Here is a 17615-nt window from a genome sequence, read left to right as displayed (position 1 = left end):
TATAGAAACAGTTGATGAAAATGTCAAACCTTCTCATCTAACTTAGCCTCAGCCCGAAGTAGCTGATCCCTTAATACGCTAACTTCATGATCACTAACTTTTTTTTCACCATATCTGACTTTCTGATACACAGTTAGATTATCATCAACCCCTATACGTTTTAGCCAATCCTCTACTGTTTCAAATGGATTTCTCCCATACCCACCTTTAGACGCTTTTCTTTCAAATTGATAGACTAGTTTTCTTACTGGATGATTCGGTTTCTTTTGAGATGCAAATATCTTATTTATGAAATTTCTATTGTCCCTAGGTTTATCATCCAAATCACCATAAACGATTGCATCACTCACATCTGCTTGCTCGATTCGTCTAAATTTGTTGTTAAAGAAACGAATTGCTAGAATAATTACCAATCCGGTTATGATAATGGCGATTGCCCAATACATGTATGGCATGATCTTCTCTATTAATGAAGTATTACTGCCTTGTTGCAATTCATTCAGCTGATTTTGCTGCTGTCCCATCGGTGAAGAATCCCCAGGCAATTGTACTTTATTAAAATCTAAATATTGAAAAACCACTGCTACTTTACTAGCAACCACTGCCGCAATATAGCTGAGCCCTTCACCAATTTTTAAAAATAAATTACGACCAGGATCAAACAATAGAAAAATGATGACTGATCCAGTTACCAACATGAAGCTAATATAAAGCCAGAGTTTCTTATCAAACCGCTTTCTCTCCTCTTTGTGAATAACGGTCAAATGACTACTAATATATCCAACAATCAAAAATAAAAATTGTAAAAATGCAAAGAGGACAATCTGATAATTATTAATTAATAGCATAAGCCCCGTTGCCAAAACTAACGTTATTTTTATATAACCCATTTCCCGATTCAATACTGTTTCATTTCGAATATTAATAAAACGCCATGTTAATATAACTGAAAATACAACACTCATGAAAGCCGGGTAATTACTAATATAGAATATTACCATCAAAAAAGGTGCTGATATAATATACCACATATAACTATTGCTAATTTTGGTAACTAACAAATATACGACGCAAATTCCACATGAAATAGCGAAATAACTTCCATATGGAACCCATTTATAATGAAAATACATTACTGGAAGACAGATTAAGAAAAGAAGAATAGCCTCACTCAAAAAATGATAGGCATATGTAATGATTGGATGTTTAGTTTGCATGATAAATCGCGTCCTTTACCCAACGTTTCAGATGTGCTTCCTTTTCCAAGGACTCAATATGAAAAATATTCTTTTGCGTTTGCTTCCATTTGTCGATAATTTGATCTGCTTCTTTAGGAATCTGTCCAATTAAAACGATCGTTTTTGGTTTATAAAATTTTTGCCCCACGCGGTGCAGCATTTGATTAAGTGGAACAATCATCGATTGCGAACGAATACGCGCTAGTATTTCAAGCGCATGAACATAATGGGTTTTCCCTTCCCCATCCGGCAAAACCATATAAGGCGTTTTCCCTGGTACTCTAGCATTTATAACCAGTTCAAAGGGATAGCCTTTTTCAGTAGCGTATTGACATAGATAGGCAGTGTACGATAACAACTTTTCCAATTCTTTATTTAACATGTTTAAACTGTGCTGTGTACTGAGATTAACGATAAAAACATATGACATATCAACTACCTTGTCAAAAACATTCGTTTGCAATTCTTGTGTTTTGGCAGAGGCTTTCCAATTAACTCGATGGAAGGGATCACTATAACTATAATCTCTCGTTCCGCGTGGACTCTGCACATCTTCAAATGGTGAAAAATTCGTTCGTTGTGAGCCTGCTGTGACATGGGAAATTGATTCTATCCCTTTCACTTGAATCGGCTTTGGATACACGACATATTCCATATAAAAAAATGGATTATACTTTAATGTTACGGAATCAAAGTTGAACAAGTGTGGAAATCTATAATTTATATTTTTTATTTTTGATGTACCACGTTGTTTAGCTTTGATTGGTAATGTTACAGTAACTTTCCCTTTACCAACTACTGACAATGGTAACGTAAACTGGTTCCAATATTTGCTTGATGACTCAACATAGTTAGTTGCTACAATAGCCTGTTCAGTTTGGAACTGAAATTCACCATTAAGAATCGGAAACATAGAATGGTTTTGAAATTCAAACGTCATCACTGTCTCGTCTCCTGGAAACATTCTTACAACCTGGTGTTGATTTTCAAGAAATAATTTCTCCCCGATTCGCTTATCATAAAATTTATTTAGTAACAGATAGGCAGTAAACAATCCTACTACAATAAATAATATCGGTTTTCTAAATATAAACCCAATTACAACCAATACAACAATCGCAGCAAGTAAGTAATCGTAGTTTTTGTCATTAGTTAAGCCGAATTCCTTTTGCCACATCATGCTTGATCGACTCCAGCTTCAATAGGAACAGCAACATTTGTTATAATTTCATTCACTACTTCTAATGCTGTTGTCTTAATTGAACCTTCCATTGATAATATCAGACGATGTTCAAAAACATACGGTGTTAATACCTTAACGTCTTCTGGAGAAACATAATCTCTATTCTGCAAAAATGCCCTTGCTTGTGCTGCACGCATTAATGCTAATGTGCCACGCGGACTAATTCCAAGTTCAATACCAGCGTGAATTCTCGATTGCTGAACAAGTGCTAATAAATAATCAGTTACTACATTCGAAATAGTTATTTGTCTTATTTCATCCTGCAACATAATTATATCTTCTACTGAAAATGATGAAAAAACTGATTCCATTGGATCGTTCGTCCGATATGTATGGAGAATACGCTTTTCCTCTTCCTTTGATGGATAACCTAAGTCAATTTTAAACAAAAAACGATCTAACTGGGCTTCCGGTAAAGGAAAAGTCCCATAATTACTTTCCACCGGATTTTGAGTTGCAATAACTAGAAACGGTGCTTCCACCTTTACTGTTTCCCCATCGATTGTAGTTTGATATTCTTCCATTACTTCAAGAAGACTCGATTGTGTTTTCGGGGTTGCTCGGTTTATTTCATCAGCAAGTAAAATGTTTGTTACAACTGGGCCAACACGAAGCTCAAACGCTTGTGTTTTCGGATTAAAATAACGAATTCCGGTTACATCACTGGGGAGAACATCAGGTGTGAATTGTATACGACTAAATTTCCCATCGAACACTTTAGCAAAGCTTTTTGCTAATTTTGTTTTACCTGTACCAGGAACACTTTCAAGTAGTACATGGCCTTGAGCAAGTAAAGCAATAAATAATAAATCGATAACCTCTTCCTTACCAAAAATAATTCCATTCAAATCTGTTTTCGCTTGCTTGAATTTATCCATACAGCTACCAACCTTTCTCCCATATTCACTAGTTTTTTGACTATTATCATTATTATTACATACTTCTTTAGAACTAGAAAGGTTTCAAAATGACTTAATTTTTCCTTTATTTAAAACTACTATATACTTTTTTAAAATTTTAAAAAAGACAAATCCTATTTTGAATTTGTTTTTTTCAACACTAATTCGTTCTTATTTCACTTGCTTTTTTCTAGTATCCATAATTTCTTCTAAAATATCTTCAAGCGTTAACATTCCTGCAGTTCTATCACATTCAAAATTTGACAATTGATAATTTAGGTCTACTTAAATCTTTTTATCTTTTTTGCAATAAAAGGATAAATGGATAGATTCCCGCATAACTATTCATATATAAGTATTTTTGGACAAGTTGAGTAGGTGAATCCATATGATACAAAAAATACTATCTATTATGATTGGAAGTACGTGTGTAGCGGTTGGGATAAATTATTTTCTAATCCCAAACCATTTACTGGATGGAGGAATTATTGGGCTAGGATTAATCGCTAAATATTCGTTAGGTTTAAAACCTGGTTTAACCATAATCGTTTTAAGTCTACCTTTATATATGATTGCATGGTTTCGTTATCGAACATATTTTTACAATGGTTTACATGGATTACTATTCTCTTCCCTGCTGATAGATTATTTCCATCCATTATCTCACATGGATACGACCCCAATACTTATCAGTTCTTTAGCTGGAGGACTGTTAATCGGAACAGGTATTGGGATAATGCTGATAGCAAATATCAGTACAGGTGGAACAGATCTTTTAGCATTAATGTTATCCAAGGTTACTTCACTGAACGTAGGGATATATATTCTTCTCATCGATAGCATGGTGATTACCTTTGGTTGGATTGTAATACAAGAAGCAACAATAACGTACTCTGCAATAATGGTGTTAATGGTTGGTTTAACCACCTATTTTATTACGAGTTGTTTCCAAACAGATACAAAAAGCAGCTGAGTGGACAGCTGCTTTTTAGTGAATTATTTATCATTTTTCATGGTAGACTCTTTCCTTATCATCCTAATAAAGGCGACGACGATAAGTAGTAATATGACCGTAAACGGTAGCGCTGAAATTAATGATGCTGTTTGTAATGCATCCAAGCCACCTGCTAGTAATAATACAACCGCAATAGCTGTTATAAGTACACCCCACACGATTTTAACAAACAAAGCAGGATTCAAACTTCCTTTAGATGTCATACTTCCAAGTATATAGGTTGCAGAATCGGCAGATGTAACAAGAAACGTAAAGATTAAGAACAATGCTAAAATGGAAAGTACATTTGGAAACGGCATATCACCAAACGTTTGGAATAAAGCGACTGCCATATCATCATTAACCGCTTCAGCAATTTGTGTACCTTTGTTTAAATCGCTATATATCGCAGTACCACCAAATGCTGCAATCCATAAACATGCGATAGCTGGTGGGACAATTAATACACCAAATACGAATTCACGAATCGTTCGCCCCTTTGAAACACGGGCAACGAATGCACCAACAAATGGTGACCAAGCGATCGCCCAAGCCCAGTAGAAAATCGTCCAGTCACGGACCCATGTATCACCTGAGTAAGGTGTTAACCGTAAACTATATTGGATAAAGTTTGTAAAATAATCACCTAATCCTAATACAAACGTATTCAAAATAAATACAGTTGGTCCTGCGAAGAAGACAAAAATAAGTAATAAAAGACACAATCCGAGGTTAAGATTACTTAACCATTTGATTCCTTTATTTAAACCAGTACTAGATGAAAGTAAATACATTACAAGCATGATTGTTGCGATGATAATTTGTATCCAAATTGAATTTGGTATGTCGAATACAGTATGTAGACCACCGTTCATCTGCAATATACCCAATCCCAATGAGGTGGCAACACCCATTACTGTAGCGATGACCGCTAAGGAATCAATCGTATTGCTTAGTCCGCGGTTTCTACCCACAACTGGTTGGATTGAAGTTGAAACAAGACCTTTCTTTTCTTTCTTAAATTGCAAATAGGCCATAATCAATCCAACGATGGCAAATACCGACCACTGACTAACACCCCAGTGAAAAAACGCATATCCCATTGCTACCCTTGCTGATTCCTCCGTTTGCGCTTCTAATCCTGGAAATGGTGTTGTGAAGAAGTGACTCATCGGTTCTGCTACACCCCAGAATACAAGCCCTGCACCAAAACCCGCCGAGAACAACATTCCAATCCAAGTGAAAAATGGATATTCTGGTCGTGAACTTGGTGGTCCAAGCCTAACTTTCCCATATTTACTAATAGAGAGACTGATCAAAAATAGTACAAATATAAAAACTGCTAAAAGGTAAAACCAACCAAAATTTATCGTCGTGAAATTAAAAAGATTGCCTGCCACTTCTCCAAACTTTTTCGGTTTAAATGCACCTATTACTACTAAAAGAAAAACAATAATTGCGGATACGTAAAATACTGGATTGTTATATGTATTTTTTTTCATTTCAAGTCCTTTCTTATGCTGAATTTTTTAGTTACTATGTATGAGATGGTTGGAGGAAAATATTAAAATAACACATGAAATATACCCGTAATTTAGGTTGTTAAACATTATTTTGGGAAATTAGCTTAATTTTATACTAATTTCTGCTGAAAAACGAACCAACTAAATGCTAAGCAAAATAATATTGAACTTGCAACTAAATATACGGTGGTAAGACTAAAAAATTGAATAACGATAAATGCAATAAATGGACCCAGTGCTGCACCTACATCTACAACCACGGTATGCGCTGTAATTATCTTTATAGAATTCGTTGTTGCTGCAGCATTTGTCGCCAAAGTATCTGTAGTTGTGACAAACATTGTTGATAAGAGTTGAAAAATTAGTAAAAATCCAATGAGCATTTCAATTGGTTGATAGATTCCTAGAATTATTAACAAAATACCACCAACTAGTAATGGAATGAACAAAAAGTTAATCTGTGTCCTAGCTACATCTAATCGTTTACCAATTGCCGAGGCAACAAATGGATCCCATCCCCAACGGATTGCTTGAATAAAACCTGCTATTGTAGCTGCACCAATGATTATACCTCCAACAGTCCACTCGGTAGTATAACTTCTTTCAATTAATTGACTTAACGTTGAAGCGAATAAACCAAATATAATAAATCCCATTGTTAATCCTGTTATCAAAACCAGCCAAACATACGAAGAAAAGCCTTTTTTGGATTGAACACCGGTCTGATCATTTTCCACTTTTTGTTTGGAAATAGGAACAAATAAAAAAATTATTGGAATAGCACATATACCTACTAAGGCAAAAATAGTTGTTACAAAGATTACCGAAGTCTGTTCAACAACTAATCCACCACCAAGCATCCCAACTAAGCCACCAAGACCCCAAATCCCATTATATAATCCAACAAACTTACCTCGTGTAGTCTGAGTCGCTACTTCAATCACCGTTAAATAACCACCCAGTCTAAGTAATGACCATGCAATACCCCAAAGTGCTCTTGCGAAAAAAAGAAACCAAAAGTTATGTAATACACCATAGGAAAACGTAGAAATAATTGCTAAAAAAATAGCAATTAGCAAACCTGTCCGCAGCTGATACTTTTGATAGAATAGTCCGATAAATGGATTTATTGGTAACCGAATAAATCGATTAATTGATAAAAGAGCACCAATTTGCCAAATTGCCGTTAAACCAAAATCTCGCCAATAGATTGGAAGCACAATTAGTAACATGGAATCACCCATGATCGCAAGCCCTGTTAAAAGAGCAATACCTACTACACGTTTTTTTGCTGTCATCACATTACCTCGTTATATGTAAATTTGTTGAAGATTAAAATATTAGCATAGTGTGAAGCTTTGTGCAATATAATTTTGAGTTTTGGATGACGGATTCGTTCTCGGGTTGATGTTTTGGCTCTGGGGATGATGCTCTCGCTCTTGGGATGATATTATAGCCCTCGGGGTGATTCGCTATCTTCGGGGATGATACAACTCCCTCGGGTTGATATCCTCGCCCTAGGAATGATTGTCCGTCTCATCACACGCGACGTTCCCGGTTCACTAGTAAAGTAAGTATCTATAATAAATAAGATGACTCCCCACTGGAAAGTCATCATTTAAGCTATTTCTCTTGAAACGTACCTTCAGACATAAAATCTTTCACTTCATTTCGATCAGAAGGTTTTTCGCGTTCTTGGAATTGTTCAAGCAATGATTCTTTTTCTCCTTGATACCCTAAAGCGATAATCGCATGGACATCGTAGTTTTCAGGAATAGTTAATACTTCTTTTGCTTTATCACGATCAAATCCACCCATTGCGTGTGAAACTAATCCTTTGCGGGCCGCTTCTAATGCTAAATAACCCCATGCCGCTCCTGTATCAAACGCGTGTGAAGGATTATGTCCACCAGTAAATGTTGAATCGGTTTTGGATACAACAGCAACTAAAACTGGTGCATTACTACACCAAGCAATGTTTCCTTCGTATATAAAGGATAAAAACTTCATACGATCTTCCTCATTACGTGCGGTAATAAACCTCCATGGTTGAATGTTTGCCGCCGATGGTGCCCAACGTGCAGCTTCAAAAACACTGTAAAGAATGTCTTCTGGCACTTCCTTATTTAAAAAGGATCTTGGTGACCAACGCTTTACATAGATAGGATCTATATCATAAGATGGTTTACGAAACTCTTTAACTTCATACATTGATGAATGCCTCCTCTATTTGTCTATTCATTACTAGAAAAAAGTTCCGAAACTATTATACTATTTACACTTACTTTTTAAAACCCTTTTACCATTTGTAATAAGTAGTATAAAAAGAAACCGTATGACTTTAACTAAAAAAGTACCGACCCCCGAAAATTAGAATTTCACTCTAATCTTTGGAGGTCGGTACCAAATCACACAATTCCACTATTATATTATCTTACGCGTCTAACATGTCCTGCAAAATGATTTTTCCAATAGCCGCTTGTCATATCAGCAACTGCTAAACCAGTTGAATTCTGTGAGCCGATAAACTTGCCACCACCAACATAGATACCAACATGTCCATTCGTTTTATATGTGTTAAAGAATACTAAATCACCAGGTTGGATATTACTATATGAAACCCTACTACCTGTAGATTGTAACGCCGCAGTACTAGATGGAATAGAAATACCTGCTTGTCCAAATGCCCATGATACGAAACCTGAGCAATCAAATCCACTTGGAGATCCGCCTCCCCAAACATATGGTACACCTAGATATTTATATCCTGCATTGATTGCGGTGCTTAAATTGCCGCTAGCTACTGGTTTTGAAGAAGATTTACTACTTAATTGTGTTAACTTCCCACCATCTGATGACGATTGGTCATCTGAAACGCTTCTGTCAACCTCTGCTTGAATAGCTGCCAAGTTGTTATCTTTTATCTTTAACTCTGCTTTTAAATCTTTTAAATCTTGTACTTTCTCTTTTAATTCTTCTTTTTTCTTCTCATTTTGTTCACGCTGCTCAATGATTAATTCTTGCATACCTTCTAGTTCAACTTTCATCTCATTAAGTCCATCGAGCTTTTTCTTTACTTTATCCTGTTTCTTTTCTAATTCTGCCTTAGCCTCTTCTTGTTCTTTCATCAAATCTGTATCGGAATCGGCAATTTTTGATACAGCAGATACACGGCTGATAAAGTCACCAAAATCCTTTGATCCAAAGATAACTTCTAAATAACCAATGTCCCCGCCACTTTTTTGATACGAAACTATACGATCTCGCAGAATCTCATACCGTTTTTCAATTTCATCTTCTAATTTTACTATCTCTTTTTCTAGTTTATCTACTTCTTTTTTTGTACTAGCAATTTTATCTTTCGTATCTTTCATTTGTTTTTCATTATCTGCTAGTGCGTCATCAACCTGTTTAATTTGCTTTTCAAGGTCTTTAAGCTCGATTAATGCATCAGCAATTTTTGCTTCTGCATCTGATAAATCTGCTTTAATTTCTGAACGTTCATTACTAATTTGTGAAGCAGATCTCTCTGCATATGCCGTTCCAGTTAAAAATGTACTAGACAAACCAACCACGGCTACAGTGGTCATCGTTACGATTGATTTTTTCAACATTTTTCCCCGCTCCCATTAACACGCCAATAACCTGTATGTATACGTTTTATATTTAAGCGTGTGTAATTTTTTATGTAAATTATTTAATCTATGTAATCTAGTAAACTATCTTAGGTAATTAGTAGTATAACATCAAAAAATGACAATCATGTAATATGAATATTACAATTATGTTTCAAAGGAAACAATTTTTTACATTAGTGTCGAAATATCTCAGGTTGAGGAAATTTTAGCATAATAAAATGCCCACTCAATCGAGGGACATTTCGTTATAAAGATATTCAGCTATCTTGTAAATTGCTTAGATTCAGTTGAGCCCTTTAATGCTGTAGTTGATGATGTCCCTCCCGATATAATCTGGGAAACTTCATCAAAGTAACCTGTCCCTATCTCACGCTGGTGACGGGTTGCAGTATATCCATATTTTTCACTGGAAAATTCCGCTTGCTGCAAGTCTGTATAAGCTGCCATTCCTTCATTTTTATATTTTCTTGCAAGGTCAAACATACTATGATTTAATGCATGGAAACCTGCTAACGTTACGAATTGGAACTTATAGCCTAATTTACCTAATTCTTTTTGAAAACTAGCAATTTCCGGATCTGAGAGTTTTTGTTTCCGATTAAATGATGGTGAGCAATTATACCCCAAAAGTTTATCTGGAAATTTTTCATGAATTGCTTGAGCAAATTTCTTTGCCTCATCCAGGTTAGGTTCTGCAGTTTCACACCATACCAAATCGGCGGAAGGTGCATAGGCTAAAGCTCGTGCGATCGCTTGATTAATACCTGCCTCAGTTCTATAGAAACCCTCCAGTGTTCGTTCACTTGTAATAAATGCTGCATCGTAAGGTCCACGTCACTTGTAATCAAATCTGCTGCATTCGCATCTGTACGTGCGATAATTATTGTTGATGTTCCCATAACATCTGCCGCAAATCGTGCCGCAATTAAATTTTTAACAGCAGTTTGTGTAGGTAAAAGGACTTTCCCGCCTAAAATTTAAATAGTCGATTTTTCTATCTATGTTATTAATAGTTGCAAATAGCTATTATTACTGGAAAAATAGAGACATCTGCTAAATGAATGAGGGAAAATGTATGAAAAAATTTAAAATTGCCGGCAGTCGAATAGTAAAAACAGGGGTAGCGATTTTTTTTACTGCGTGGATTTGTGTCCTATTGAATTGGCCACCAGTCTTTGCTGTAATTACTGCAATCGTTACAATAGAACCAACAGCATCTGATTCGATCAAAAAAGGAATCATTCGATTTCCTGCATCAGCGATTGGCTCTGCCTATGCTGTTTTATTTATTTCACTGTTTGGAAACTCCCCAATAACCTATACGTTTGCTGCAGTATTTACTATAGCAACTTGTTTTAAATTAAAATTACATGCAGGGTTACTCGTGGCAACACTAACCTCTGTAGCAATGATTGAAGTAATACATAGCAATTATTTAATTTCATTTTTCATCAGATTAGGTACAACGACAATTGGCTTAGTAGTCTCAACAGCAGTAAATATGTTTCTTCTGCCCCCTGATTATACAAAAGATATAGCCACAAATATTCAAGGGATTAGTAGGCGGACAGGTATAATCATTGAAAAAGTATTTAAGAACATTTTAGAAGATAAACAAGAAGATATTGCAGAAAAAGAAATAATTGATCAAATGGACAAAAAATTATCACAGACTGAAACACTTATTCGCTTCCAAAAAGATGAAACCAAATATCATCCACTAGTTGGAAATGAAAAAAGTTTATTTCTAGATGTGCAAAAACAATTAGTGAGACTACAATTAATTAACTACCATTTAGATAATTTGATAAACGCGCCACTTAGTACTATCACATGGGGTACAAAAGAACGGAAAAAAATTTCACAAGCAGTAGAATCACTTGCCAATAGTCTTAAAAATGCTGCTTACTTCGATAAAGAAAAACACCATCTTCAATTAAAACAGTTAATGGAACAGTTTTGGGAAGGTAACGAAAAAATCACAAAAAATAATAATCGGCACCCAACTTTTTTCACACCCGAACTCATTATACTGTACGAGTTGCTTTCGATTTATAATCTTGTTTGGAAGTTTTATCAAGAGGAAAAATAAAACAGTGTTAGATCATTTTTTGATCTAACACTGTTTTTTTAACACTTGTTAATTTACCAAATCATGTTTAAAAGCATATATAACCGCCTGTGTCCGATCCTGCACTTCTAATTTCCCTAGTATATTACTCACATGCACCTTTACTGTCTTCAGTGCAATAAATAATTGATCTGCAATTTCTTGATTCGTCTTTCCTTCTGCAATCAGAAGTAATATTTCCATTTCTCGATCAGTTAATTGGCTATGCAACTCAAGTGCAGGTTTTTCTCGCATCCGTGTCATAATCTTTCCTGTTACTTCAGGTTCTAAAATGGAGCGACCTTGATGAGTGGAACGGATTGCTTTTGCAATTTCACCTGCTTTTGACGTCTTCAACATATAACTTGTTGCCCCAGCCTCCAATGCTGGATATACCTTTTCATCATCAAGGAAGCTTGTAACGATGATTATTTTTGCTTCTGGCCATTGTTTAATAATTTGTTTCGTAGCCTCAATACCATCCATTTCTTTCATCACAAGATCCATTAAAATAATATCAGGTTTCAACTCTATGGCCTTTTGAATTGCTTCACTACCATCGTCTGCCTCAGCAACAACTTCTATATCAGGTTGGGCTGAAAGATACGCCGAAACACCAATTCTTACCATTTCATGATCATCTGCAAATAACACTTTAATCATTACGCTCATCCTCTTTATTTAATCGTGGCACTTTAACTTCTAGACGAGTACCTTGGTCTGGTAAACTGATGATTTTAAATGTTCCTCCAACTTCATAAGCACGCTCTCGCATGTTTTGCAGGCCATATGAACTAGCACGAGCCTGTTCCACATCAAATCCAATGCCATTATCAATCACTCGTAAAATGATAGTATCATCACGTTCAATTAGTAATACATTTAGCTTCGTTGCTTTTGCATGTCTCAATGTATTTGAAACAGATTCCTGAAGAATTCTAAATAACTGATCCTCAATTCCTTTAGCAACCTCAAATGATTCCACATTCGAATCAATCTCCATAGGTACCTTTTGTGTCAGCTCTATTAAAAGTTCCTCAACACCCTTTTGTAATGATTTTCCTTTTAATGCTACTGGTCTAAGATGAAGTAATAATGCACGCATTTCAAGTTGTGATTGATGAATCATTTTTTCAACTGTTAATAGTTGTTTTTTAATGGCATCATCTTCTGGTGGGTTTGCTTCATTAATTGCTGACATCATCATGGAAGCGGCAAATAATTGCTGGCTAACAGAGTCATGTAATTCACGTGCTAGGCGATTTCGCTCTTGGACAACAACTTCCTGAAGACTTTTTTCCCGCTCGTTAGCACGTTCAGTTGCTAAACGTTGCGCATGTTCTGTTTGGATCATAAATTTTTCCTGTATTTGTTCGATCCTTTGCTTAATGTTATCCAATTCTTTATAGGGTTCTTCATCATTAGATAACTTTTGACCTTTAACAACCTCATCCAGCTGACGGTCGATCCAGTGAAAACGCTGGCGCCAATACCAACCAGTTGTTATCCCTATAACAACACCAGCCAAAACTGGAACCATGATTAATAATAAGATAAATGGTATGCCTGAAATGGTTCTTTCTAAAAGAATTGACCAATTATCTGGCGGAAATGTAAATAAGGTTATCCCAATCACAATAATTGAAATAAATATACTAAACAATACTGCAGTGACAACATTACGAGCCATCATACTCATATCCGCTTCACCTCGATGTCTCCAGAAATTAACGAGGTAACAATTTTGACACGCGGATATGTTGAGTCATAATTGTCTGTTTGGTATAACAGTGTTTGATTCATTAAATTCCAATGATGCTTTCCAAATATATGTGCTCGACCAAAGATTGAGCTGTGATTAATGCTAATTTCAACCTCATATGGAACATAAATTTCTATATTTCCAACAAGGTGGCGAATCGAAATTACAGCGGTATCATTTGGAAGAACTGTATTACTTAGATCAATCACACGATCACCATAGACCCCATGAATGTTAATATCCTGCCATTTGTATGCATGATCAGCTGTTTTTTGGTCACCAAATAATCGATGATTAAACAACGGATTGAGTTGTATTAATGGTTCTGTATTTACATCATCAGACGGTAAAATATACGGATTGATTTGATCTGGGACCTTCTTTGTTCTTGAAAAGTCAATTATGAATAATACAATACCGGCAACAATTAAAAAGCGAACTGCTAGCATATTAAACACCGAGAATACTACACCAATAATACCGATCCAAAACAAGAATTTCCCCATTAATCGATAAAACTTTTTCCAACCAATATAAATCAATAAACCTGAAAATAATGTTGAAAAAATCATACCTCCGTGAAAAAAGGCAATTTCAGCAACAAAGAGGATCACCCCAATAATCATGATCCAGTTTAATGTATCTGTCGACAATCTGCGAAACATTCAGGTGACCCCCTTTCCTATGTAATCAAACAGACGCAAGAAGTCTTGCGCCTATTTAGTATATCATGATTTTATTCTTTACTCATTGTAAGAAAGTGAACTTTAATTAACTTTCTCTTTATCTTGCATTTCTTTTTCCAAACGGGCAATTTTACTGTCGAATGTGCTTCGATAATACGAACTGTTCACTTTATATTCTAGTCCCTCGATATAATTCTCTAACTCAGCAAAACGCGAATATGGTTTGTCAGATGATTCTTCAATTACTTTATTAATTTGATGGTTGGCATGTGCCACATTTTCACGCCCCATCAATTCCATACGTCGCAAATGCATATCTTTTAGTTTATGTTTCATTTCTTCATATTTTTGCTCTAATCCTTCAAGCTGTTTAACCGCTTCTTCACGTAATGTTTCCATTCTATCTGCACGCGCTTGATATTCTTCATGTTCATTCAATGCAAATTTATGAAGCTCCTCTTCCCCCGCCTTTTCAGCAATGGCTGCTTGCTTTAACCTTTTATCAGCGAAGTCTTGTGCTTTGTGGTACTCACTAGTAAATTCATCCTTCAATTTATACTGACGTTCAACAAGCTTTCTCACTTTTTCCTTTTCCTGTTCACTTTGACGTAAGTATTGATTCAAAGCTGCGATTGGATTTTTTTGTTCCTTTTGATCCAATATGTTGTGTAAATCTGCTGAAACAGAATCTTTTATACGTGTAAATAAATTAGCCATGTAAATCGCTCCTTTTAATAATTATTAAGCTCTTGCCATTGTTTTTCAAAATTTGTAAATGGATCATCAGTTGTTACTTCTTGTTCAGGACTGCTCTCCTTCTTCCAATTCCTGAAAATCATATATAGTACATACGCCGCTGCAAGCCCGATGACCGCATACACATTTGATAACGCGATCCCTAGAACAAATAGACCTGCAATTATCCAGCCGATTTTTCCTATTGTTGAATCGCTCTTAATAAACTGCTTAAAGATCACATATAGCAACCAAACACTAACACCAAGCAAAACCATTGGACCTAAGCTTCCAAGTAAGATTAAAAGGGCAACTAACCCTCCAACAAATAACATAAATTTCTTCATGCATTTCCGCCTCCTTTCTTTATCTTGACTCCATCTTACCTTGGAAAGGATTTTTAGATAACGAGCCTGAGCTATATTTTTGGCTAGGACTTAAGGCGTACGGGCATTTAATACCTAACGTAAAAAAAGGAACTCATCATTAGATGAACTCCTTTTTTTACATTTTTCTATTGTTTCTTGTATACGCTGTAACAACAACTCCAGTAACGTTAAAATGTATATACGTAGTTTTAAAATACCTCCAAAAGATTTTTCAAATTACCCTATATGATATGTAGATGTAATCTTATATTAATCTATTTACCTTATGTATAGCATCTTTAATTTGACCTTTTGAAACATCAAAATGAGTAGTAAAACGCACCGTATTAGGTCCAAATGATACTGCTAAAATCCCGTTTTTCTTTAACATCTCAATAAATTCAATAGATGATATACCCGCTTCCTTCGTATTTACTAGTACTATATTCGTATCAACATTATTTTCAATGGTTATCCCCTTTACTGCTTCTAATCCCGAAGCAAGCAATTTAGCATTTTGATGATCTTCAGCTAACCGGTTAACCATCGTTCTTAGCGCGACTAGCCCTGGTGCGGCAATAATACCCGCTTGCCGTAATCCACCTCCAAGACGTTTACGCCATTTTCTTGCTTTTTTTATAAATGTTTTGGTACCTCCAATAATTGAACCAACTGGTGCCCCTAAACCTTTAGAAAGACAAAATTGAACGGAGTCTGTATACATCGCATATTCTTTTACATCTTTTCCAGTAGCAATTGCTGCATTAAATAGCCTTGCCCCATCTAAATGGACAGGTATCTGTTGATTATGTGCTATCGAATATATTTCCTTCATATTTTCTAAAGGAACAATGGTACCTCCAGCTCGATTGTGTGTGTTTTCAAGACAAATGAGCCCAGTTTCAGGAACATGAATATCACTAACATCTCTTACAGCATTTTTAACAGTATGAGGATCCATCACTCCATTTGTCCCAATAATTGTTCGAGGTTGTACACCTGCAAATGCAGATATTGCCGCACCTTCATAATAATAAATATGTGATTCTGCTTCTAAAATGATTTCTTGACCAGATTGACAGTGCGTCAAAACGGCAATTTGATTCCCTTGCGTTCCACTAGGCACAAACATTGCGGCTTCTTTTCCAAGTATTTTAGCAGCTTCATCCTCTAATTCAATGAGTGTTGGGTCTTCGTTGTACACATCATCCCCAACAACAGCTTCAAATGCCGCTTGTCTCATTTCTGCCGTTGGTTTTGTTACCGTATCACTTCTTAAATCAATCATTTTAACCCCTCCGTTTTGCATATAGTTAGCTAACTGATAGCATCTCTTTAGCGATTAATTCATAAGACTTAAGTCTTGCCTCATAGCTATGTGTTATGGTTACAAGCATGAATTCATTTACATTATATAATTTCTGTAGCTCTTCCAATTTACTTCTCACTTCTCGTGGATTGCCTATGATCATCTTACGCTTCCATTTATGAATCATTTCGTGCTCTTCATTTGAATAGGCATAATTTTTTGCATCTTCGATAGATGGGACTCCGTTCGTGTCTTCACCTTTTGCACGCTGAACACTCCATATAAAAGCACTCTCCGCAATCTCTTCTGCTTCAATTGTTGTTTCAGCACAAATAACTGAAACAGCCACAATTGCTTTTGGGTTCATACCAGAATATTTATGTTTATATTTTTTTACATAGTTTCGTACAATAGAAGGACCCTCTTGGTCACTCATGAAATGACCAAATGCATAGGCCATACCTTTCTCAGCTGCTAAAATAGCACTTTTTTCACTTGTTCCTAACAACCAAGGTTCCGGTGATATTTGTGGAACAGGCGTCGGTTTAATCTTTGTGTACATATCTCCTTTCGAGAAATCATTATGTATAAAGTGTAGTAATTCATCAAGTGATTCTGGCATTTTTTTAACTTGCTCAAGAAAATTATCTGAAAGTGCCATCGTTGCCTCAGCTGATCCACCTGGTGCCCGACCGAGGCCTAAATCAATACGGTTAAAAAATAAAGTTGCTAGCATGTTATACGTTTCTGCCACTTTGAATGGTTTATAATGTGGTAAAAGCACAGCACCAGAGCCAATTCGTATTCTGCTTGTTTGAGTACCGATAATACCAAGCATTACATCTGGGGTCGGACACGCTAATCCAGACATATCATGATGTTCTGCAATCCAATAACGTGTATATCCTAAACGTTCACCTAATTGAGCAAGCTTCACCGATTCTATTAATGCATCTTTTGCAGATGTACCAGCTGAAATCGGCGCTTGATTTAGTATACTGAGTTTCATGGATAGTACCTTCTTTCACTCAAAATCTCTTGTTATTCATTATAATCTTTTAATTTCACATAAGTAAAATGACTTACCCAATGGCAAGTCATTTTTAGAGT

Annotated in this window: 16 protein-coding genes and 1 pseudogene; 2 read left to right on the top strand and 15 right to left on the bottom strand. The window is 35.7% G+C overall.

The window, feature by feature from the left end:
• Positions 1-23: 23 nt before the first annotated feature.
• From CS937_RS18680 to CS937_RS18670, 3 genes are read right to left on the bottom strand one after another with little or no spacing between them, the layout of a single operon-like run.
• Entirely contained in the window at positions 24-1217 is a 1194-nt protein-coding gene (locus CS937_RS18680; RefSeq protein WP_099159970.1) for a hypothetical protein, read from the bottom strand.
• Positions 1207-2418 carry a DUF58 domain-containing protein gene (locus CS937_RS18675; RefSeq protein ID WP_099159969.1) on the bottom strand — a complete coding sequence of 404 codons (1212 nt, stop codon included), beginning with the start codon at positions 2416-2418 and terminating at the stop codon, positions 1207-1209. Before CS937_RS18675 ends, CS937_RS18680 begins: the two co-directional genes overlap by 11 nt.
• On the bottom strand, positions 2415-3359 hold the full coding sequence (locus CS937_RS18670) for an AAA family ATPase (RefSeq protein WP_099159968.1): 945 nt from the start codon (positions 3357-3359) through the stop codon (positions 2415-2417). The genes CS937_RS18675 and CS937_RS18670 overlap by 4 nt, the downstream gene beginning before the upstream one ends.
• Positions 3360-3768: 409 nt before the next feature.
• On the opposite strand from CS937_RS18670, the gene CS937_RS18665 reads away from it, so the two are divergent.
• Positions 3769-4353, top strand: a complete 585-nt coding sequence (locus CS937_RS18665; protein ID WP_099159967.1) for a YitT family protein — start codon at positions 3769-3771, stop codon at positions 4351-4353.
• A gap of 23 nt (positions 4354-4376) precedes the next feature.
• On the opposite strand, the gene CS937_RS18660 is transcribed toward CS937_RS18665, so the two are convergent.
• The 5 genes and pseudogenes from CS937_RS18660 to CS937_RS18640 all read right to left on the bottom strand — a co-directional run.
• On the bottom strand, positions 4377-5876 hold the full coding sequence (locus CS937_RS18660) for a BCCT family transporter (RefSeq protein WP_099159966.1): 1500 nt from the start codon (positions 5874-5876) through the stop codon (positions 4377-4379).
• A 131-nt stretch (positions 5877-6007) separates the two neighbouring features.
• The gene (locus CS937_RS18655; protein WP_099159965.1) at positions 6008-7195 is read right to left on the bottom strand and encodes an MFS transporter; all 1188 of its coding nucleotides are present in this window, start codon (positions 7193-7195) and stop codon (positions 6008-6010) included.
• Between the two features lie 325 nt (positions 7196-7520).
• Positions 7521-8108: a nitroreductase family protein gene (locus CS937_RS18650; protein ID WP_099159964.1), complete on the bottom strand. Its 588-nt coding sequence runs from the start codon at positions 8106-8108 to the stop codon at positions 7521-7523.
• A gap of 218 nt (positions 8109-8326) precedes the next feature.
• On the bottom strand, positions 8327-9511 hold the full coding sequence (locus CS937_RS18645) for a C40 family peptidase (protein WP_099159963.1): 1185 nt from the start codon (positions 9509-9511) through the stop codon (positions 8327-8329).
• Between the two features lie 285 nt (positions 9512-9796).
• Positions 9797-10509: pseudogene (locus tag CS937_RS18640) on the bottom strand (isocitrate lyase); the annotation flags it as partial.
• A gap of 101 nt (positions 10510-10610) precedes the next feature.
• Between CS937_RS18640 and CS937_RS18635 the strand changes: the two are divergent.
• A complete protein-coding gene (locus CS937_RS18635; RefSeq protein WP_099159962.1) occupies positions 10611-11627 on the top strand; it encodes an FUSC family protein in 1017 nt (338 codons plus the stop codon).
• A 48-nt stretch (positions 11628-11675) separates the two neighbouring features.
• Here the strand turns inward: CS937_RS18635 and CS937_RS18630 are convergent, their stop codons facing one another.
• The 7 genes from CS937_RS18630 to CS937_RS18600 form a co-directional block, all read right to left on the bottom strand.
• Positions 11676-12308 (bottom strand): response regulator transcription factor, encoded by a 633-nt coding sequence (locus CS937_RS18630; protein WP_099159961.1) that lies wholly within the window; start codon positions 12306-12308, stop codon positions 11676-11678.
• Positions 12301-13344, bottom strand: coding sequence for a sensor histidine kinase (locus CS937_RS18625; RefSeq protein ID WP_099159960.1), 1044 nt, complete (start codon positions 13342-13344; stop codon positions 12301-12303). Before CS937_RS18625 ends, CS937_RS18630 begins: the two co-directional genes overlap by 8 nt.
• Positions 13341-14072: a cell wall-active antibiotics response protein LiaF gene (gene liaF / locus CS937_RS18620; protein ID WP_099159959.1), complete on the bottom strand. Its 732-nt coding sequence runs from the start codon at positions 14070-14072 to the stop codon at positions 13341-13343. Before liaF ends, CS937_RS18625 begins: the two co-directional genes overlap by 4 nt.
• A gap of 102 nt (positions 14073-14174) precedes the next feature.
• On the bottom strand, positions 14175-14810 hold the full coding sequence (locus tag CS937_RS18615) for a PspA/IM30 family protein (RefSeq protein WP_099159958.1): 636 nt from the start codon (positions 14808-14810) through the stop codon (positions 14175-14177).
• 14 nt (positions 14811-14824) lie between these two features.
• Positions 14825-15175, bottom strand: coding sequence for a lmo0954 family membrane protein (locus CS937_RS18610; RefSeq protein WP_099159957.1), 351 nt, complete (start codon positions 15173-15175; stop codon positions 14825-14827).
• Positions 15176-15461: 286 nt separating this feature from the next.
• On the bottom strand, positions 15462-16484 hold the full coding sequence (ltaE, locus tag CS937_RS18605) for a low-specificity L-threonine aldolase (RefSeq protein WP_099159956.1): 1023 nt from the start codon (positions 16482-16484) through the stop codon (positions 15462-15464).
• A gap of 25 nt (positions 16485-16509) precedes the next feature.
• Positions 16510-17514, bottom strand: coding sequence for an LLM class flavin-dependent oxidoreductase (locus tag CS937_RS18600; RefSeq protein ID WP_099159955.1), 1005 nt, complete (start codon positions 17512-17514; stop codon positions 16510-16512).
• Between the last annotated feature and the right edge of the window lie 101 nt (positions 17515-17615).

Source organism: Virgibacillus ndiopensis, from assembly GCF_900187325.1.
GTDB classification, from domain to species: domain Bacteria; phylum Bacillota; class Bacilli; order Bacillales; family Amphibacillaceae; genus Virgibacillus_E; species Virgibacillus_E ndiopensis.
The sequence above is the reverse complement of the archived record's forward strand: the minus strand, read 5'-3'. Positions and strand labels throughout refer to the sequence as shown.